This is a genomic window from Pseudoalteromonas phenolica, from assembly GCF_001444405.1.
GTDB lineage: Bacteria > Pseudomonadota > Gammaproteobacteria > Enterobacterales > Alteromonadaceae > Pseudoalteromonas > Pseudoalteromonas phenolica.
This window is the reverse complement of sequence record NZ_CP013187.1, coordinates 3,392,063-3,410,216: the sequence shown is the minus strand read 5'-3', so window position 1 is coordinate 3,410,216 and position 18,154 is coordinate 3,392,063. Positions and strand designations below refer to the sequence as shown.

19 protein-coding genes and 1 riboswitch are annotated in these 18,154 nt (G+C 41.3%); of the genes, 16 read left to right on the top strand and 3 right to left on the bottom strand.

Annotation, left to right across the window (positions count from 1 at the left end):
- The first annotated feature begins 2 nt into the window (after window positions 1–2).
- From aroB to PP2015_RS15315, 3 genes are all read left to right on the top strand, one after another.
- Window positions 3–1,073 carry a 3-dehydroquinate synthase gene (gene aroB, locus PP2015_RS15325; protein WP_058031133.1) on the top strand — a complete coding sequence of 357 codons (1,071 nt, stop codon included), beginning with the start codon at window positions 3–5 and terminating at the stop codon, window positions 1,071–1,073.
- Window positions 1,073–2,545, top strand: coding sequence for an AAA family ATPase (locus PP2015_RS15320; RefSeq protein WP_058031132.1), 1,473 nt, complete (start codon window positions 1,073–1,075; stop codon window positions 2,543–2,545). Before aroB ends, PP2015_RS15320 begins: the two co-directional genes overlap by 1 nt.
- A 190-nt stretch (window positions 2,546–2,735) precedes the next feature.
- Complete coding sequence (locus PP2015_RS15315; protein WP_083496605.1) at window positions 2,736–3,575, top strand: Dam family site-specific DNA-(adenine-N6)-methyltransferase; 840 nt, start codon at window positions 2,736–2,738, stop codon at window positions 3,573–3,575.
- 227 nt (window positions 3,576–3,802) lie between these two features.
- On the opposite strand, the gene PP2015_RS15310 is transcribed toward PP2015_RS15315, so the two are convergent.
- Window positions 3,803–3,970, bottom strand: coding sequence for a DUF2970 domain-containing protein (locus PP2015_RS15310; RefSeq protein WP_237113195.1), 168 nt, complete (start codon window positions 3,968–3,970; stop codon window positions 3,803–3,805).
- 20 nt (window positions 3,971–3,990) lie between these two features.
- Window positions 3,991–4,293: a hypothetical protein gene (locus PP2015_RS15305; protein WP_058031130.1), complete on the bottom strand. Its 303-nt coding sequence runs from the start codon at window positions 4,291–4,293 to the stop codon at window positions 3,991–3,993.
- 227 nt (window positions 4,294–4,520) lie between these two features.
- On the opposite strand from PP2015_RS15305, the gene rpe reads away from it, so the two are divergent.
- The 11 genes from rpe (at window position 4,521) to speD (ending at window position 14,714) form a co-directional block, all read left to right on the top strand.
- Window positions 4,521–5,198, top strand: a complete 678-nt coding sequence (gene rpe, locus PP2015_RS15300) for a ribulose-phosphate 3-epimerase (protein ID WP_058031129.1) — start codon at window positions 4,521–4,523, stop codon at window positions 5,196–5,198.
- Between the two features lie 2 nt (window positions 5,199–5,200).
- On the top strand, window positions 5,201–5,866 hold the full coding sequence (locus PP2015_RS15295; protein ID WP_058031128.1) for an HAD family hydrolase: 666 nt from the start codon (window positions 5,201–5,203) through the stop codon (window positions 5,864–5,866).
- A gap of 26 nt (window positions 5,867–5,892) precedes the next feature.
- The gene (trpS, locus tag PP2015_RS15290; protein WP_058031127.1) at window positions 5,893–6,897 is read left to right on the top strand and encodes a tryptophan--tRNA ligase; all 1,005 of its coding nucleotides are present in this window, start codon (window positions 5,893–5,895) and stop codon (window positions 6,895–6,897) included.
- Between the two features lie 56 nt (window positions 6,898–6,953).
- Window positions 6,954–7,541, top strand: coding sequence for an anthranilate synthase component II (locus PP2015_RS15285; RefSeq protein ID WP_058031126.1), 588 nt, complete (start codon window positions 6,954–6,956; stop codon window positions 7,539–7,541).
- Between the two features lie 34 nt (window positions 7,542–7,575).
- Complete coding sequence (locus tag PP2015_RS15280; RefSeq protein ID WP_058031125.1) at window positions 7,576–8,751, top strand: HDOD domain-containing protein; 1,176 nt, start codon at window positions 7,576–7,578, stop codon at window positions 8,749–8,751.
- A 299-nt stretch (window positions 8,752–9,050) separates the two neighbouring features.
- Window positions 9,051–10,262, top strand: coding sequence for an aspartate aminotransferase family protein (locus PP2015_RS15275; protein WP_058031124.1), 1,212 nt, complete (start codon window positions 9,051–9,053; stop codon window positions 10,260–10,262).
- Window positions 10,263–10,331: 69 nt separating this feature from the next.
- Window positions 10,332–11,348 carry an arginine N-succinyltransferase gene (gene astA / locus PP2015_RS15270; protein ID WP_058031123.1) on the top strand — a complete coding sequence of 339 codons (1,017 nt, stop codon included), beginning with the start codon at window positions 10,332–10,334 and terminating at the stop codon, window positions 11,346–11,348.
- A gap of 15 nt (window positions 11,349–11,363) precedes the next feature.
- On the top strand, window positions 11,364–12,836 hold the full coding sequence (gene astD / locus PP2015_RS15265) for a succinylglutamate-semialdehyde dehydrogenase (protein WP_058031122.1): 1,473 nt from the start codon (window positions 11,364–11,366) through the stop codon (window positions 12,834–12,836).
- A 153-nt stretch (window positions 12,837–12,989) separates the two neighbouring features.
- Window positions 12,990–13,325, top strand: coding sequence for a DUF3802 family protein (locus PP2015_RS15260; RefSeq protein WP_058031121.1), 336 nt, complete (start codon window positions 12,990–12,992; stop codon window positions 13,323–13,325).
- A gap of 81 nt (window positions 13,326–13,406) precedes the next feature.
- On the top strand, window positions 13,407–13,820 hold the full coding sequence (locus tag PP2015_RS15255) for an OsmC family protein (RefSeq protein WP_058031120.1): 414 nt from the start codon (window positions 13,407–13,409) through the stop codon (window positions 13,818–13,820).
- 84 nt (window positions 13,821–13,904) lie between these two features.
- Window positions 13,905–14,714: an adenosylmethionine decarboxylase gene (speD, locus tag PP2015_RS15250; RefSeq protein ID WP_058031119.1), complete on the top strand. Its 810-nt coding sequence runs from the start codon at window positions 13,905–13,907 to the stop codon at window positions 14,712–14,714.
- A gap of 58 nt (window positions 14,715–14,772) precedes the next feature.
- Here speD and PP2015_RS15245 read toward each other — a convergent pair whose 3' ends face one another.
- Complete coding sequence (locus PP2015_RS15245; RefSeq protein ID WP_058031118.1) at window positions 14,773–16,854, bottom strand: TonB-dependent receptor; 2,082 nt, start codon at window positions 16,852–16,854, stop codon at window positions 14,773–14,775.
- A 187-nt stretch (window positions 16,855–17,041) separates the two neighbouring features.
- Between PP2015_RS15245 and PP2015_RS15240 the strand changes: the two genes are divergently transcribed.
- Together PP2015_RS15240 and PP2015_RS15235 are read left to right on the top strand one after the other, a co-directional pair.
- Window positions 17,042–17,431 carry an acyl-CoA thioesterase gene (locus PP2015_RS15240; RefSeq protein WP_058031117.1) on the top strand — a complete coding sequence of 130 codons (390 nt, stop codon included), beginning with the start codon at window positions 17,042–17,044 and terminating at the stop codon, window positions 17,429–17,431.
- 31 nt (window positions 17,432–17,462) lie between these two features.
- Window positions 17,463–17,909 carry an META domain-containing protein gene (locus PP2015_RS15235; RefSeq protein WP_058031116.1) on the top strand — a complete coding sequence of 149 codons (447 nt, stop codon included), beginning with the start codon at window positions 17,463–17,465 and terminating at the stop codon, window positions 17,907–17,909.
- A gap of 32 nt (window positions 17,910–17,941) precedes the next feature.
- A riboswitch (TPP riboswitch) is annotated at window positions 17,942–18,042 on the top strand.
- Window positions 18,043–18,154 lie beyond the last annotated feature (112 nt).

The window sequence follows — 18,154 nt, the reverse complement described above, 5'->3', positions numbered from 1 at the left end:
AAATGCTTGAACTGAATGTCGATTTAAACGAGCGTAGCTACCCCATTTATATTGGTGAAAACCTTCTCTGCGACAGCGGGCGATTATTATCACACATTGGTAAGTGTCGCCCAGTGATCATTAGCAACGAAACAGTTGCTCCTCTTTATCTAGATCCACTTTTAACTCAACTTAATGAGTTAGAGCCTCTACATTTTACTATTCCTGATGGTGAGCAATTCAAGACCTTAGAATGGTTTGAAAAAGTGTCTGCATTTTTGCTTGAGCATAACTGTGGCCGTGACACTTGTTTGATCGCACTGGGTGGCGGTGTAATTGGAGATCTAACCGGTTTTGTTGCAGCATGCTACCAACGCGGCGTGCCATTTATTCAAATTCCAACAACCCTACTTTCTCAAGTTGATTCTTCAGTTGGCGGAAAAACGGCGGTTAACCATCCTTTGGGTAAGAACATGATAGGGGCTTTTTATCAGCCTAAAGCCGTTTTTATCGATATTAATAGTTTGCAAACCTTACCTAGTAGAGAGTTCGCTGCAGGTATGGCTGAAGTTATAAAGTATGGTTTAATTTATGATCTAGCACTTCTTCGTTTTCTAGAAGAGCAACATGAGGCGCTAAGCAATTTACAAAACGATGTATTGCAAAAAGTTATTTATCGCTGCTGTGAAATTAAAGCCGAAATCGTTTCTAAAGATGAGAAAGAAGCAGGCTTGAGAGCGCTACTGAATTTGGGTCATACGTTTGGTCATGCTATTGAAGCACAAATGGGCTATGGTAACTGGTTGCATGGTGAAGCAGTTGCAGCAGGCATGATGTTAGCAATGAAGTTAGCACATATGCGTGGTGCAGTTGACGGATCTGAAGTTGCTAGGGTTAAAGCTCTCATCGCGAGTTACAACTTACCAGTAGCGTTTCCAGAGTCTATGACCAGTGAGCAGTTTATTGGTCATATGCGCAAAGACAAAAAGAACCAACAAGGCAAAATCAGATTTATTGTCCCTACGCAATTAGGGCAATGTGCACTCGTTGATGATGTATCTGATGAAGCCGTGAGACAGCTAATAGGGCGCTAATGCAATCGCAAATATTGCCGAGTCGAGCTGCCTTGGTTGATAGAATTGCGATGCAATTCGAATATGGGCAAAATCTGATCGCTTTAGTTGGCCCTTCAGGGTTAGGGAAAAGCTATTTAGCTGAAACTTTAATCACTGAAAAATATCCCGAATTTAATAAAGCTTACATTCAAGTAACGGCACAAATGACAGATGCTGAGTTGATGACTCAGTTACTACAAAACAGCTTTAGAGCGCCTTTAGTTGACCAAACGCACTCTTTATCTGAAAATTTTTTTCAACTTTTTCAATCGCAACCCTGTGGCCCATGTTTTTGGGTGCTAGATGGAGCGCGACATCTTTCAGATGAAACTATAGAACAGCTGAGAATATTGTCAGCAAAAAGCCCTGTTGAGTTATTTATCTTGGTCACTGCCCAAGCACCTAGAATGTTGCCAAATGCACTAGATATTCATTTAGAGCGGTTGTCACTGTCTGAGTCAAAGCAACTCATGGCGATGTTTTTTAAAGATTTACCAATGGAAGAAGACCCAATCTTCCAAGCTTTCTTACAAGAGTCACATGGCAATCCTGCGGTATTGCTTGATTGGCAGGCGTCGCAACAGAGCCCGTTGAGAACTCAGCAACCTAAAAAGCGCTATCGTTGGCATTTAATTGCTTTGACAGTGCTTTTGGCTTTGTTGCTTGTGGCATTTATGTATCAAAAGCAGATTCAGTTTTATTTTAGTGAACAAGTAGAAGATGCAGAGCCTCTCACAACGGTTCTCCCAGCCAAGCAGGTGTTAAATCTAGATAATACTGATACACAAACGACAAAGACCTTGTCACAACACACCGTTTCTGAAGTTCAGTCTTTGGCGAAAGCTACCGAAGAAAATGATGAAGTGCCAAGAGAGGCTTTAGTTAAATCGCCAAATGATTCAACTACAGATACAGTTTCAGCCGTTTTAACTGCGCTTGAAACTCCAAGGCCAAATGAAGGTGTTGGGGTTGTTAGTCCACAAGATAATTCACTGTCAGTTAAAGGTGGAGAAGGTAATAATGTTACTGAGACAATAACTTCAGCAAACCATGACCTTGAACAAAATGAAGCAGTCTCTGAATCTAAAGAGTTACCACTTATGTCAGAGCCTGCAGAGCAAACAGCGGAAACAAAAAAACACGAATTGGATTTATCACCAACACAATGGTTACTGACGCAAAATGACAGCGTATGGGCTATACAGTTACTTGCTGTGAAAGATAAAGCGATAGCAAATAGTTTTGTTTTAACAAATGAATTGAAAGACGTTTATGTCTATGAAACGGTGAGAAACGGTACGCCTTGGTGGGTTGTTATCCAAGCGCCGTTTGCAAATATTGATGAAGCAAGAAATGCGCGTCAACAACTACCTAAAAATGTATTAGCAGGGCAGCCTTTTTATAAAAAATTCGAGCGTATCAAGCAGGAAATTCAGCTTGTTGCTCGGTAATTAGCGTGAATTAGTGTAGAATCGCCCAACTTTAAATGCATCACAACGAGAATGTTTTTTATGTCACTATCTGTGGTTAAATATGACGTCAATTTATTTACAGCATCGCATCGCTGTAAAAGCTTGAATATGTCATGTCTTAATGGTGGCAATGTGAATGCGAAGAATAAAAAGAATGTAAGGGTCTAAAGTGGCAAACGGCTCATCGGTCATCAATCGCCGTTCCCCATTAAAATGGGCAGGCGGCAAAAAGCGGATAATAGAAGAAATTAAAGCAAACTTACCTTTAAAGGGAAAACAGCGTTTAATTGAACCTTTTGTCGGTGGTGGCTCAGTATTTTTAAATATTGAGTTTGATGAGTACTTGCTACTTGATGTAAACAAAGACCTCATCAATTTATTTAATATTTTAAAAGACTCGTCAAAAGAGTTTATTCGTGAAGCCGAGTTTTTGTTTATTGGCGACCACAATGAAGAAGCCCGTTATTATCAGCTTCGAGAAGAGTTTAATGAAACTTTAGACCCCTATAGACGTTCATTACTTTTTATCTATCTTAACCGCCATGGTTACAACGGTTTATGTCGATATAATCAAAAGGGTGGCTTCAATGTACCATTCGGTCGTTATAAGCATCCTTATTATCCGCGAGAAGAGTTACTTCAGTTTGCCCATGTCGCTAAACGCGCGACTTTTGTGTGTAATGATTTTGAATATGCTTTTAGTAAAGCAAATAAGCATGATGTTGTTTACTGTGATCCACCGTATTCTCCGATAAATCGCACTTCAAGCTTTACGGCTTATGCGGGCAATAAATTTACGGATGAAGATCAATCTCGTTTAGTTGAATGTGCCATTACAGCCAAACAGCGAGGAGTATCGACTCTGATATCAAACCATTATGTTGATTTCACAAAACAGCTTTACCGAAGTGCTGATAAAATCACTACCTTGCAAGTCCAGCGTAACATAAGTTGTAAAGGTAGTGTTCGAAGTAAGATCGAAGAAGTCATGGCCTTGTATAAAGCTTGATTTTTATACAAGGTTTGAAAGAGCAATCCTAATTGATTACTCATTCGAAGTAAGCAAAGTCCAAACCTCTATACTTTTATGGGTTTTCGAGAATTTTCCACGATTGCATTATCTTATGCACCGACACTGTTTTAAAAGTGCAATGTGTGAACTATTGATCGGTGGCTTTATCCCCTAAAGGCGTACACTTTCATAGTGGGGTTTTCTTTCAAAAGAGAAATGATCGCTTAGCTGATAATAACGCTAACCAACCAAATAAGAATAAGCACTAAAAGAAATACAAATACGATTGATATTAAGGTAAATGAGATAAATAGATGTTTGTTTGAAAAGTCTTGGTGACGCTTGTCTTGGCTTTGAACACCAAACATAGCTGCTAAAACACTTTGAATCATGTTTAGCAGCTGCATATTAATTAAAAGCGTGAAGTGAAGTTTTCGGTGCTACTTTCGGCCTCATCAGACCCTAAAAGTAACTCAAGTAAATCTAAGTAATGAAACTGAGCACTGCTACTCTCACCTGTTAACCAAGCATACCAACTGGTATGTGCTTCAAGTTTGCACTGTTCAAGCATCTGACTATCAACTTGAACTGTATTTGTACTACATGAACATGTGCTACTGGCAACTTCTTCACTGTGATCAACAGAGTAAACTCCTGCTGATAATGTAACAACAGCTGTCACCGCAAGCATCCGTGTTTTAAGCCGACTAAACATGTGTAACTCCACCCAACAGTTATCTTTATATAATACACCGGCATTGTTCAGAAAACAAACATAGATAACGTAAAAAATTGTGCGTTAATCGCCATTGAGATAAAAAATTGATTGGTGCTTTTATTCTATTTTCTATGCTCTTTCTAGGATAATAAAACTTGGGTACAAGGTATTAATTGCGGTAAAGTAATGCCGACAACTGAAGTATCATTTAAAGAGAGTTTACCGTGCAAAAACAACCTCAATACCTTATTGCTCCTTCTATTTTATCTGCTGATTTCGCAAGACTCGGTGAAGACGTTGAGCGTGTTATTAAATCTGGCGCTGATGTCGTGCATTTCGATGTCATGGATAATCACTATGTACCTAACCTTACTTTTGGCCCTATGGTGTGTAAGGCACTGCGTGAATATGGTATTGAGGCGCCAATAGATGTGCACTTAATGGTTAAGCCTGTTGACGCCCTCATTCCAGAGTTTGCCAAAGCAGGTGCGAGTATTATCACTTTTCACCCTGAAGCCAGTGAACATATTGATAGAACCATTTCTTTAATTAAAGAGCATGGGTGCAAGGCTGGCTTAGTATTCAATCCGGCAACGCCATTACATTATCTAGATTATGTTATGGATAAACTCGATGTAATTTTACTCATGTCAGTTAATCCAGGTTTTGGTGGTCAAAGCTTTATTCCACAAACGTTAGACAAACTAAAACAAGTCCGTGAGCGTATTGACGCGTCAGGTCATGATATTCGTTTAGAAATAGATGGCGGTGTGAAAGTTGATAACATCGCTGAAATTGCTGCTGCAGGCGCTGATATGTTTGTTGCAGGTTCGGCTGTTTTTAATCAACCTGATTATGCAGAAGTTATCACGCAAATGCGTGAAGAGTTAGCGAAGGTTTAATCATGAAATATCAGGGTGTGCTATTTGATTTAGACGGTACTTTAATAGACAGTGCGCAAGATATGTACATAGCGCTGAACCTGACTTTAACTGAAGTAGCGTTTCCGGTGGTCAGTTATACGCAAGTAACGACTTGGGTTGGTAATGGTATTGAAATGCTTGTAAAACGCGCATTGAGTGGTGATATGGCAGTAAACCCAGAGTTACCTTCGAGTTTGGTTATCGATGCAGTTGCGAGATTTAAAAACCATTACAAGCAACTTGCGGGAGACTATGTTGCCTTATATCAACATGTCGAAACAGGCTTAGCAGCGACAGCGCATTTGCCAAAAGCCATTGTGACTAATAAAGATCGTATTTTTACCGAGCAACTTTTAGAAAAGTTAAACTTAACGTCTCATTTTAGAGTAATGGTGTGTGGTGATGATGGCGAGAAAAAGCCTTCGCCGGCGCCGCTTTTGAAAGCCTGTGAGGCACTTAATATTTCGCCAGAAAAGGCAATCATGATTGGTGACTCAAAGAGCGATATTATCGCCGCTAAAAGCGCAGAAATTGATGTACTCGCGCTTACTTATGGTTACAATCAAGGATTCGACTTAAAAGAGCTTGAACCTGAGTACCTATGCGACGGGTTCTTAGATATAATCCCAATCATTAATCAGCAATAAATCAGTAAATTTAATAAAGGAACAACATGACTAAACCAGTAGTGTTAAGTGGCATTCAGCCAACCGGTGGTATGACGATAGGCAATTATGTAGGCGCCATTAACCAGTGGCTAAAGTTACAACAAGATCATGATTGTTTCTTTATGCTAGTAGATTTACACGCGATCACTGTTCGCCAAGATCCTAAAATGCTACGCGAGCGCGTGTTAGATGGCGTTGCATTGTACGCTGCTTGTGGTATTGACCCTGAAAAATCAGCACTGTTTGTTCAGTCTCAAGTGCCTGAGCATGCGCAGTTGTCATGGGTACTTAACTGCTATGCACAAATGGGCGAACTGAACCGCATGACGCAGTTTAAAGATAAGTCTTCAAAGCATTCGAACAATGTAAATGTAGGCCTATTCTCATACCCAGTTTTACAAGCTGCAGATATCTTATTGTATCAAGCAGACCAAGTACCAGTCGGTGAAGATCAAAAGCAACACCTTGAATTAACTCGTGATATCGCTACGCGTTTTAATAATTTATACGGTGATGTATTCAAAGTACCAGAACCTTATATCCCTGAACTTGGTGCGCGCGTGATGAGCTTGCAAGATCCACTGAAGAAAATGTCTAAGTCGGATGAAAATCCAAATGCTTATATCATGTTGTTAGACGAGCCTAAGAAAATCGAGAAGAAGCTGAAAAAAGCGGTTACTGATTCAGACGAACAAGCACGTATTTACTTCGACCGCGATGAAAAGCCGGGTGTATCAAACCTTCTTACTTTATTGTCAGTGGCGACTAAGCGTTCAGTAGAAGATTTAGTGCCAGAGTATGCTGATAAAATGTATGGTCATTTGAAGAAAGATACCGCTGCGGCAGTGGTGAATATGATCGAACCAATTCAGGCGCGTTTTAAAGAAATTCGTGAAGATCAAACGCTTTTAGATAACATCATGCGTAATGGTGCTGAAAAAGCAGGTGCTCGCGCTGAGAAAACGCTAAAAGCGGTTTACGATGCGGTAGGCTTCATACCTCGTCCATAATTTGGTTTTATAATTCAGGCCAGGCTTAAACGCCTGGCTTTTTTATGGAAATTTCTATGTTATTAATGATCGATAATTATGACTCGTTTACCTATAACCTAGTGCAGTATTTCCAACGCTTAGATCAAGACGTTGTTGTAAAACGCAACGATGAGTTAAGTATTGCTGATATACAAGCGCTTAACCCTGAGCACATTGTGATTTCACCTGGGCCTTGTAGCCCAAATGAGGCTGGCATTTCTTTGTCTGTTGTTGAGCAATTAAAAGGTCAGTTTCCAATACTAGGAATTTGCTTGGGTCATCAAACGATTGCGCAAGCTTTGGGTGCAAAAGTGGTGAGAGCTAGGGCGGTAATGCATGGTAAAACTTCACAAATACGCCATATTAACAAAGGCATGTTTCAAGGCTTACCAGATCCACTCACCGTATGTCGCTACCATTCATTAGTCGTTGACAAAGAGAGTATACCGGCAGAGTTAGAGCTCACAGCATGGACAGAGAATGAAGCGCAACAAGTGGATGAAATAATGGGCTTATGCCATACTGAAATGGCCTTAGAAGGTGTGCAATTTCATCCTGAAGCGATACTTACAGAACAAGGTTTAGCTTTACTCAACAATTTTATTCGCCGCTTTTCTAAGTAAAAGCAACGCTTTAATAGGAATATAAGAACGTTAAATGACTGACTTATCTCGGCAATTAAGGATTTCAATCGCGCTCAATGAGCGTGCACATGATTTGTTTATTAGTCATAACTTTGCGCAGCAACAGTTAGGGTATATTCATACTCTAGACCTAAATTATGGTGAGAAGATACCGCAACGTACCATGCTTGAGGTTGAAATTGCTGCGGCAGCAAAACGAAAAGAGAGCAGCACCAGTCACCATAAATATATTGCTAAAGCCAGTAATCATCTGCATCAAATTATAGAGTCATCAATTCAGCAACAAATGGATGATATCGATAATATCTACCATGAGATTGTTGGCATTCAGGATGCGGTACCGACTATTTTAGATATATTAGGCGTTAAATCAGCGTCGGTTGGACGCCTTGAACCCTTGGTTAATGAATTAACTTGGTTAGGCAGAGACTTGGTCTCCTTAGTAAATTTACCGCAGTATCGCAAGCAAAGCTCAAAAGGTGTTACAGTCAAAGTTGACACGCCAGCACTGGCGCTTCGTTATCTTGGGCTTGAAAATTTACAAATGGTGATCCCAACATTTGCAATGCGTCATTGGATGCCCCACGATACATCGCCATTTCCATTATTAAAGCGCAAACTCCGTGATCATAGTATGACAACGGCAATTGCAGCCAAGCAATTAGCTGAGTTGAACGGTGTGAAAGAACAGCATGCTTTTACGCTAGGTATGTTATTAGATGTAGGTAAAGTCGCATTGACGCGCTTGTATCTAAGAACGTTTGAAAAGGTCTGGCAGGAAAAGGTGCGCATTGCGCGTGATAAAAACCATAAAGACCTTCACTCTGCACTTTTAGAGCTATCACCTGACCCATTATTTTTAAGAGGTTTGCTACTAAACCATTCAGCAAATCTATCGACAAAGCTAATAGAAAAAATGGCGTTTAGATATTTGCCATTTATGGCGCCGATGGAAGAGTTCGCTGCTAATTATTTACCTCAGTCGCATAGTCAGTCAGCCGATTATTTACCTCTTAGCCAGGTATTGCGAAAGGCACATGGCTACAGTCTGTATATGATCCTCAAAGACAATCAGTTTATCGAAAAGGATGAAGCAGCTCATTGGTTTGCTCACCTGGGGTTATCAAAAGAGGAACTCACTACGCTAGCAAAATGTAACTTTAATAGTTTACAGCTAACAATTTTGTAAAATTTAAGATTTTTTTTGCGACTATTCATTCAAGCCACTAATTAACTCGATTAGTGGCTTTTCCTTTTCTTAACAGTCAAATCTATCGAGTGCACCTAAATAGTTATTCACTCACTATGAAAAACTATCCCAAACCCTTGAATATCAAGGGCTCTATGAAAGTTTTAAATGAGACTTTAAGGCTTTTTTCTGAAATAATGGGTGAATGGAATTTGTGCCATACGGCTATTTTTAGCCGCAAACTAGCTACACTCAATACTAGTTTTAGCGCACCTAACTCAACTTTATGGGGATAGAAAATGACTATTAATCGTGAATTATTCGATCAGGTAATGGTACCTAATTATGCACCTTCAGCAGTTATTCCAGTTCGAGGCGAAGGTTCTCGTGTTTGGGATCAGGAAGGTCGCGAGTTTATCGACTTTGCAGGTGGTATCGCTGTTAACTGTTTAGGTCACTGTCACCCAGCATTAGTTAATGCGCTGAAAGAGCAAGGTGAAAAAATCTGGCACCTATCAAATGTAATGACAAATGAGCCAGCACTTCGTCTAGCGAAAAAATTAACAGACGCAACGTTTGCAGAAAAAGTTTACTTTGCAAACTCAGGTGCTGAAGCGAACGAAGCAGCACTTAAATTGGCGCGTCGTTTTGCACTTGATAAGTTTGGTGCTGAAAAATCACAAATCATCTCATTCAATAAAGGCTTCCACGGTCGTACTTTCTTCACTGTAACTGTGGGTGGTCAAGCTGCTTATTCAGATGGTTTCGGTCCTAAGCCAGGTGATGTTGTTCACTGTGACTATAACGATCTAGCTGCATTCGAAGCGCTAATCTCAGACAACACATGTGCTGTGATGATGGAGCCACTGCAAGGTGAAGGTGGTATCGTATCTCCAGAAGCTGATTTTGTTAAAGGTGTGCGCGAACTATGTACTAAACACAATGCGCTGCTTATTTTTGATGAAGTACAAACAGGTGTCGGCCGTACTGGTGACCTATATGCTTACCAAGGTTTAGATGTTATTCCTGACATTCTGACAACTGCAAAAGCATTAGGCGGTGGTTTCCCAATCGGTGCGATGATCACAACAACAGAAATCGCGAAGCACTTAAAAATTGGTACACACGGTTCAACTTACGGTGGTAACCCACTAGCTTGTGCTGTTGCAGAAGCTGCGTTCGATACGGTAAATGATGAAGCTGTTTTAAACGGTGTTAAAGAGAAAGAAGCACTATTCCGTGAACTGCTTACTGCGATTAATGACAAGTACAACGTATTCAGCGAAATTCGTGGTAAAGGTCTATTATTAGGTGGCGTTGTAAATGAAACATACAAAGGCCGCGCTAAAGAATTTTTAGTTGCAGGCGTAAAAGAAGGCGTGATGTCTCTTGTAGCTGGCGCTGACGTTGTTCGTTTCACGCCTTCACTGGTTATTCCTGAAGCGGATATTCGTGAAGGCATGGCGCGTTTCGAAAAAGCAGTTGCTGCAGTTGTAGCTGCAAACGCTTAATTCCTTGAGTGGCCAAGCTTGCTTGGCCTTGTCTACCGTCAAGTTAACTTTTTAGGAGTAAGCGGACTCATGATGATCCTTCGCCCAATCCAGCAAAGCGACTATCCAGCGCTTTTAAAAATTGCCCATGAATCAGGTCATGGCTTTACTTCATTGCCAAATAATGAAGAGCTATTACAAAGCAAAATCGAACGCTCTGAAGCGTCTTTCAAAAAAGAAACGGATGTCCCTTTTGATGAAGGTTATTTGTTTGTTTTAGAAGACACAGAAACTGGCGAAGTAGTGGGTACCAGCGCGATTGAAGCAGCAGTTGGTTTAGATGATGCGTTTTATCATTACCATCTGAGTAAGGTGATCCACTCATCACGCACCTTAAATGTTTATAAAGCGGTTGATATTCTGACTCTGTGTAATGACTACACGGGTGCAACTGAACTATGTACTTTGTTCTTGAAAGAAGGACATCGTCGAGGTTTTAATGGCAAGTTACTGTCAAAGTCGCGCTTTATGTTTATCAAACAACATCAACAGCGTTTTGCCGATACGGTTATTGCTGAAATGCGTGGTGTATCAGATGACAATGGTCAAAGCCCATTCTGGCAATGGCTAGAAGAGCACTTTTTCTCAATGGACTTTCCAACGGCAGATTATCTAACGGGTATCGGTCAAAAGGTGTTCATTGCTGAGCTTATGCCAAAGTATCCAATTTATGTGAATCTGCTGAGTGACGAGGCACAAGAAGTAATTGGTCAAGTGCATGACAATACTCGCCCAGCGATTGAGCTACTTAAGAGTGAAGGTTTCACTTTTAATGGTTATGTAGATATTTTTGACGCAGGCCCAACGGTTGAAGCAAAAGTAGATAACATTCGTACTGTGCGTTCATCAAGCTTTAGAACAGTTTCAATCGGTGATAACCCAGGTGGTTCCCCTGTGATGATTGCTAATGATAAACTGGAAGGGTATCGAGCAACCGTTGCTGAGCTTCAGATTGATGACAATACTGATACCGTCGTTATCTCAGCAGAGTTGGCAAACGCATTGAATTTAGTGGATGGTGACAAAGTCAGCATCGCAACTATATAAAAATAGAGATTTATTATGACAACACATGCCGCACAATTTATTAATGGTGAATGGTTAGCAGGTCAAGGTGAGGCATTCTCATCACTGAACCCAGCAAACAACGAAGTTATTTGGCAAGCAAACTCAGCAACGGCTGATCAAGTTGATACAGCTGTAAAGTCAGCGCGTGAAGCTTTTTATAGCTGGAGCGATATGGCATTTGAAGCGCGTTTAGAGATTGTTAAGCGTTTTGCTGAGCAGTTAAAAGAAAACAGCGAAGAGCTGGCAATTGCGATTGCGAAAGAAACAGGTAAGCCGCTATGGGAAACGCGTACTGAAGCGGGTGCTATGGTTGGTAAAATTGCCATTTCAGAAAAAGCATACCATGAACGTACTGGTGTGGTTGAAAACGCAATGCCAGTTGGCCGCGCGGTTATTCGCCACAAAGCACATGGTGTCGTCGCTGTATTTGGCCCATATAACTTCCCAGGCCACTTACCAAACGGTCACATTGTGCCTGCACTTTTAGCGGGTAATACGGTTATCTTTAAGCCGTCAGAACTAACCCCTTATGTTGCTGAGCTCACACTTAAGCTTTGGGAAAAAGCGGGGCTTCCAGCGGGTGTGATCAACCTAGTGCAAGGTGAAGTAGAAACAGGTAAAGCACTTGCTTCTCACCGTGGCATCGATGGCTTGTTCTTCACAGGTTCTTCTCGCACAGGTCATATCCTTCATGAGCAGTTTGCAGGTCAGCCGGGTAAAATTCTTGCGCTAGAAATGGGTGGTAACAACCCATTAATCGTAAAAGATGCGTCTGATACAAAAGCGGTTGTTCACGATATTATTCAATCTGCATTTATCTCAAGCGGTCAACGTTGTACGTGTGCGCGTAAGTTGTTCTTACCTGCAGGCGAGCAGGGTGATGCGATCCTTGAGCACCTAGTACGTGCAACAAAAGCAATCAAAGTGGGTAACTTTGATGATGAAGATCAGCCATTCATGGGCTCTATGATCTCAAATCAAGCGGCGGCAGGCATGGTTGCAGCACAGCAGCAACTGATTGACTTAGGTGCTGAGGCTATCATCGAATTGACACATAAAGAAGGTACTGGCTTTGTAACACCAGGTATCCTTGAGTGTTCAAATGTCACTGACTTCCCAGATGATGAGCACTTTGGTCCATTATTAAAAGTATTCCGTTACACAGACTTTGATGCAGCAATCGAAAAAGCAAACGATACAAGCTTTGGTCTTTCTGCTGGTCTATTAAGCGACAATGCTGAAGATTACGACCACTTCTTACGTCGTATTCGTGCTGGTATTGTAAACTTTAACCGTCCTATCACAGGTGCATCAAGTGCAGCGCCTTTCGGTGGTATTGGTGCGTCAGGTAACCACAGAGCAAGTGCATACTATGCAGCAGATTACTGTGCTTACCCTGTAGCGTCTGTTGAGTTAGAAAAGGTGACATTGCCAGGAGCATTAAGCCCAGGTTTATCAATCGACTAATTCACAGCCTCTATCTATTTAGGTAGAATAAAAGTATTAAAAAAAGCAGCTTAGGCTGCTTTTTTTTCATCCGTTAGCTGTAAAAGTAGCAATGCATGTGAGTTTCTGCTTAAATCAATAGGAGATGCTTTGAGAGTTTCAGGTGGACAAACTATGGTATTAGATAAACAGGGCTATGATGAGTTAGTAATGTACTTAACCCACAATTTAACCTTGTTTGAAAAGCCTGGTGAGATTGAACCAGGTGCACCAAGGGTGATGGAGTTAATTGAAGATGTCATCGCTGAGTATGTAATCAAAATCTGTGAGCAAAACACAGAGTTATCAACTGAGCAACGCAGCTTAATTGTCCGTGAGGTAGATGGTATCGTCTATGACTTGCAAGAAGTGCTGTCTAGCGTGACCGAGCAACGAGTGACCAAAGAGCAACGAGAGTTTATTGAAGAGTTTGCAGGTTTGGTTAAAAACCTATTCGACGCCGCAATCTAAAATAATTGCAGTCTCAAACAGTTTATAGCATTTTATAACACCGCCGTTTTAAGGCGGTGTTTGTATTTATAGAGGTAAAAAATGGAAGCAAATATTAAGTGGGTTGAAGGCGATACTTTTATTGGCCGTTCACAGTCTGGTCATAATGTGGTATTTGATACAGGCGCTGATGGTGCTGCGCCAAGCCCAATGGAAATGGTCTTAATGTCGACGGGTTGCTGTTCATCGGTGGATGTTGTGAGCATTCTAAAAAAAGCAAAACAACAGGTTGAGAATGTTGAAGTTAAGCTAACAGCAGAGCGAGCAGAAAGTGCGCCTAGAGTATTTACCAAAATGAATCTACACTTTGTAGTTACCGGTAAAAATGTTTCTGAAAAGCACCTTGCACGCGCGGTTCAGCTGTCTGCTGAGAAGTACTGTTCTGTGGCCTTAATGCTTGATAAAACAGTAGAAATTACTCACAGCCATGAGGTTGTTGAAAGCGTTGCAAAATAACGCTTTTTCAGTGCGGATTTTTCGTATAAAATCCGCCCTCTTTGAGTTCTGCGTTGCAGATTTATTGTTTAAAGGTTGAGTATAGTGAACAAGCCCTTTGATAAAATTAAGCTCCATGGCTTTAATAACTTAACGAAAAGTTTAAGCTTTAGTATCTATGACATTTGTTACGCTAAAACGGAGCAACAGCGTAAAGAATATTTAGAATATATTGATGAGCAATATAGCGCTGATCGCCTAACGGATATTCTAAAAGAAGTTGTCGATATCATTGGTGCAAATGTGCTGAACATTGCTCGCCAAGACTATGATCCGCAAGGTGCAAGTGTAACTATCTTGGTGTCTGAAGAGCCTGTAGAGCAGCAGACATTTGATAGTAACGAAACACCTGGACCACTTCCTGAGTCAGTGGTTGCACATTTAGATAAGAGTCACATCTGTGTTCACACTTATCCTGAAGCGCACCCTAACGATGGTATTTGTACATTCCGTGCAGACATCGAAGTATCAACGTGCGGCGTAATCTCTCCACTTAAAGCGTTGAACTTCTTGATCCACTCACTAGAGTCGGATGTGGTGACAATCGATTACCGTGTACGTGGTTTTACCCGCGATATCACAGGGGTAAAACACTACATTGATCATGCAATTCATTCAATCCAGAATTACATGACAGAAGATACCAAAGAAGCGTATCACATGGTGGATGTGAATGTTTTCCAAGAAAACCTATTCCACACTAAGATGATGTTAAAAGAGACAGATCTTAATACTTATTTATTCGGCTTAAGTACAGATGATTTAAGTGCAGAAGAGGAAAAAGAAATCCGCGCGAAAGTAGAGCGTGAGATCCAAGAAGTATTCTATGGTCGTAACCTGCCTGAATTAGGTTAATCTCTCAGAAAAAAGAAAAGCGCGCATTTTAATTGCGCGCTTTTTTTATGTCTAAATTTTATAACTCGTATTTAAACGTCAAACCGATAAGGCGAGGCTCGCCATACTGGTAGTAATTTTCAGTCGCGTACTCTTTAAGTGGGTTATTACCGAACTCAAAGCCGCGAACAGGCACATCTCTATCAGCTAGGTTTCTACCCCAAGCGGTCAGTGACCAGTTTTCACTGTGGTAGCTGACACTTGCATTAATTAGATTTTGATTAGGTGCTTGGTCGTTATGACTGTCTGAGAAGTAATAACTATCTTTGCCCTCGAATCCAATTTGCACCTCTAAGTTATCTGTTAGCGCATAGTTAAAGCTGAACGCATATTGATATTTAGGGGCTTGGGCTTGATCTCTACCGTGTTGGTCGATGCCATTAGAAGTGGTGAAGCCTTTAATTTTCGAACGTAAATAGCCAAAACTATAGTTAAGTGCAAGGCGCTCTGTATATTGTTTAGTGCCTTCTACTTCAAAGCCATAGTTTTTACCTGAGCTGGCATTATCTAAATATCCAGCGAATTGTTGGTCTTGAACTTGCCATTGCTTTAATTGCATATCGTCACGCTTCATGTAGAAAGCAGTTACACGCAAGGTATGGCTTTTATCTTCAGATTGGCCTTTTACACCGAACTCGGCATTCCATAAATATTCAGGATCAAAGGTGTAGTTCTCTGGCTGAATATTTAGGTTTTCATCTTTCGCTTTCGCAAGTGCCTCGCCGTTTACCCCTCCGATTTTGTAGCCACGAGATAGGCTGGTGTAGATCATTGTACGTGGTACAACTTGATACTCTAGTGCAACCTTACCACCTAGCATGGTTTTATCGGTTGTTTCTGAAAAGCCATTGTTGTCTTTGTAGTCAGCTTCATAGCTTTCTGCACGTAAACCGGTGATCAGCTCAACATCTTTTGCGATTGATGTTACTTTTTGGCCATACACAGCGGTGTTAATGATATCAAAACTAGAATTGAAAGGGTTGCTAGGGTCATTATAGATACGAGTTAAGTCTACATCGCGACGCTCAGAATAAAGGCCAACAATCCAGTCATTTTGTTTCGAGCTTACTTGCAGGTCGAAAGTGCCTTTTTCAGTATCGCGTGAATAAATATCAGTAGAGCTGTAACCCCAAGGGTGAAGACCTGCTGCACATAAGTTTGTTTGGCTGGCGTTATTACACACCCAGTCTTCATCATAGCTGTATAGTGAATCTGCTTGCAAGCCAGTTGCCGTTGCTGTGATATTGACTGTTTCAAAGCCGGTATAATTTGCAGTTAAAGAGAAAGCATCGCTTTCTAAGTTATCTTGGCCCGGTTCATCAGCAACACTGTTGCGGCTATTATCAAGCGTAAATGCATCATAACCGTTTTCGATATTGATGTGATGTACAGCAATTGAAGTATTAAAGCTGTTGCTCCATTCATTATTAAGCTTCAATCGTAAAGCTTGCTCATCTTGTTCTTGGGTTGGGCGATCCAGAAATAGGTTATCGGTATAGCCATCTGATTTACGTTGGAACGCGCTCACTCTGATAGTTGAGCTATCAGTTAAGCCAGTGCCTGCAGCAATACCTGCTTCATAACTATTATAGTTGCCAACACCTAACTTCACCTTCAATGCTTTATCTTGGCTAGGCGCAGTGGTTTGCATATCAATCATACCTGCCATGGCATCTGCACCATAGCGAGTTCCCTGCGGGCCGCGATAAACCGCCACTTGCTCAACATCAAATAACAATGCACTGCCACCAAGACCAGAGTAGTTAATACCATCGATGAGTAAGCCCACACTAGGCTGGATAGGGTCTTGGAATTGAGAGCGAAGACCAACGCCACGGATCTGTACAAAGCGACCGCGAGATGCACCAGCTGTGAAGTTGACGTTAGCCGCTGAATTTAAAATCTCATCTAGGTAGCTGGCGCCACGTTGTGTAATTTCAAGCTCGCCTAATACGCTGGCACTGGCGCTTAAGGTTTGAATGCTTTCTTTTTTGAAGTCACCGGTGACTTCAATCACTTCAAGGCTATTTTGCTCAGCAATCGCATTAGTGGCAAATAAAGGCAGCATGGCTGCACATAACAGAGAGATTTTTGCTTTCATTTTCAGGCTATTCCGTTTTGATAGTGAGGCGTGCATACGTTATGAATGTCAGTTTTGTTCAATTCAAAATCAGTAGTTAAGTTCGGCACGCGCTGGTTATTCTAACAAATCAGACCATACAGAGAAGTGAAACTATGTTTAATTGTGTTATAACTGCGGCAAAGACTACCAAGTTAATGAGGGTTAAATGAGTTTCAAAGTTGAGTTTAAAGTGCGCGACTATGAGTGCGACTTGCAAGGCATCGTCAACAATAGCGTTTATTTCAATTATCTAGAGCATGCACGCCATGAGTTTTTGGCTGCTAAAAATATCGATTTTGCGCAACTTGCACGTGATAAGGTCAATTTAGTGGTGATCCGCTCAGAAATGAACTACAAAGACTCATTAAAGCCTGGCGATGCATTTTACGTTGAAGTCGAAGTAGAGCGTTTAAGCCGTTTGAAATTCGCCTTTAATCAAAAGGTGATCCGCGCAGCAGACAATAAACTGATGCTGGATGCAGTTGTGACAGGCACATCGGTAAATGCAAAAGGTCGTCCGTTTGTGCCTGAGCAACTTGAGCAGTTATTTACATAAAAAATTAAGCCCTAAACATAGGAAACCTTGCATGAAAAATAAGCTATCTACTTTGGCCATTGTTTTGGGCTTAGCAGGCTCTGCTGTTTTATCAGGATGCACCATGGTGTGGGATGACCCAAATAGCCTTAACCCTTTCTCTGAAAAGACGCTACCGCAAGGGCATTGGCAATTAAGTCAGATTGATGAGGTTGCGCAGACTAGTAGTGAGATGCGCATTCAGCTCGTTGAAGGCAATCAGATCATGGGCCACACTGGATGCAACCGCTTCTTTGGTAAAACCCGTATTGAAGACAATCAGCTGTATGTTGAGCAAATCGGCATGACAAAAATGCTCTGCTCCGATGAGCTCGATAAACAAGAGCGTATGCTACTGAATATGTTAGAAATCGGTGTGCCTTTTACGTTGTCAGATAAGACCCTAATACTAAATGGTAAGCCAATCCTGACCTTTAAACGTTTAGATGGTCTTGAATAAGCCATTGTTTATGAAGTAGACTGCACTCAATTCGTTACTTGTCGGAGTGCCTTCGGGCTGAGATCGCATTATTTGCGGGATCCGTGAACCTGATCAGGTTAAAACCTGCGTAGGGAACAAGCTGCCTTGCAAGCAAATACCTTTGCTGGCTGCAAAAAGCTAAGATGCGTCGTGCATGCATTTAGCTCGGACCAATTGGGCTAACCCCCATCTCTCTCCACCTGGAGATCTGACAAGACACCTTA

What these genes read in the sequence shown, in the direction of transcription:
- aroB (WP_058031133.1), top strand. Translation starts at nt 3, where the DNA reads ATGCTTGAACTGAATGTCGATTTAAACGAGCGTAGCTACCCCATTTAT.
- PP2015_RS15320 (WP_058031132.1), top strand. Translation starts at nt 1,073, where the DNA reads ATGCAATCGCAAATATTGCCGAGTCGAGCTGCCTTGGTTGATAGAATT.
- PP2015_RS15310 (WP_237113195.1), bottom strand. Translation starts at nt 3,970, where the DNA reads ATGATTCAAAGTGTTTTAGCAGCTATGTTTGGTGTTCAAAGCCAAGAC.
- PP2015_RS15305 (WP_058031130.1), bottom strand. Translation starts at nt 4,293, where the DNA reads ATGTTTAGTCGGCTTAAAACACGGATGCTTGCGGTGACAGCTGTTGTT.
- PP2015_RS15295 (WP_058031128.1), top strand. Translation starts at nt 5,201, where the DNA reads ATGAAATATCAGGGTGTGCTATTTGATTTAGACGGTACTTTAATAGAC.
- trpS (WP_058031127.1), top strand. Translation starts at nt 5,893, where the DNA reads ATGACTAAACCAGTAGTGTTAAGTGGCATTCAGCCAACCGGTGGTATG.
- PP2015_RS15285 (WP_058031126.1), top strand. Translation starts at nt 6,954, where the DNA reads ATGTTATTAATGATCGATAATTATGACTCGTTTACCTATAACCTAGTG.
- PP2015_RS15280 (WP_058031125.1), top strand. Translation starts at nt 7,576, where the DNA reads ATGACTGACTTATCTCGGCAATTAAGGATTTCAATCGCGCTCAATGAG.
- PP2015_RS15275 (WP_058031124.1), top strand. Translation starts at nt 9,051, where the DNA reads ATGACTATTAATCGTGAATTATTCGATCAGGTAATGGTACCTAATTAT.
- astA (WP_058031123.1), top strand. Translation starts at nt 10,332, where the DNA reads ATGATGATCCTTCGCCCAATCCAGCAAAGCGACTATCCAGCGCTTTTA.
- astD (WP_058031122.1), top strand. Translation starts at nt 11,364, where the DNA reads ATGACAACACATGCCGCACAATTTATTAATGGTGAATGGTTAGCAGGT.
- PP2015_RS15260 (WP_058031121.1), top strand. Translation starts at nt 12,990, where the DNA reads ATGGTATTAGATAAACAGGGCTATGATGAGTTAGTAATGTACTTAACC.
- PP2015_RS15255 (WP_058031120.1), top strand. Translation starts at nt 13,407, where the DNA reads ATGGAAGCAAATATTAAGTGGGTTGAAGGCGATACTTTTATTGGCCGT.
- PP2015_RS15245 (WP_058031118.1), bottom strand. Translation starts at nt 16,854, where the DNA reads ATGAAAGCAAAAATCTCTCTGTTATGTGCAGCCATGCTGCCTTTATTT.
- PP2015_RS15240 (WP_058031117.1), top strand. Translation starts at nt 17,042, where the DNA reads ATGAGTTTCAAAGTTGAGTTTAAAGTGCGCGACTATGAGTGCGACTTG.
- PP2015_RS15235 (WP_058031116.1), top strand. Translation starts at nt 17,463, where the DNA reads ATGAAAAATAAGCTATCTACTTTGGCCATTGTTTTGGGCTTAGCAGGC.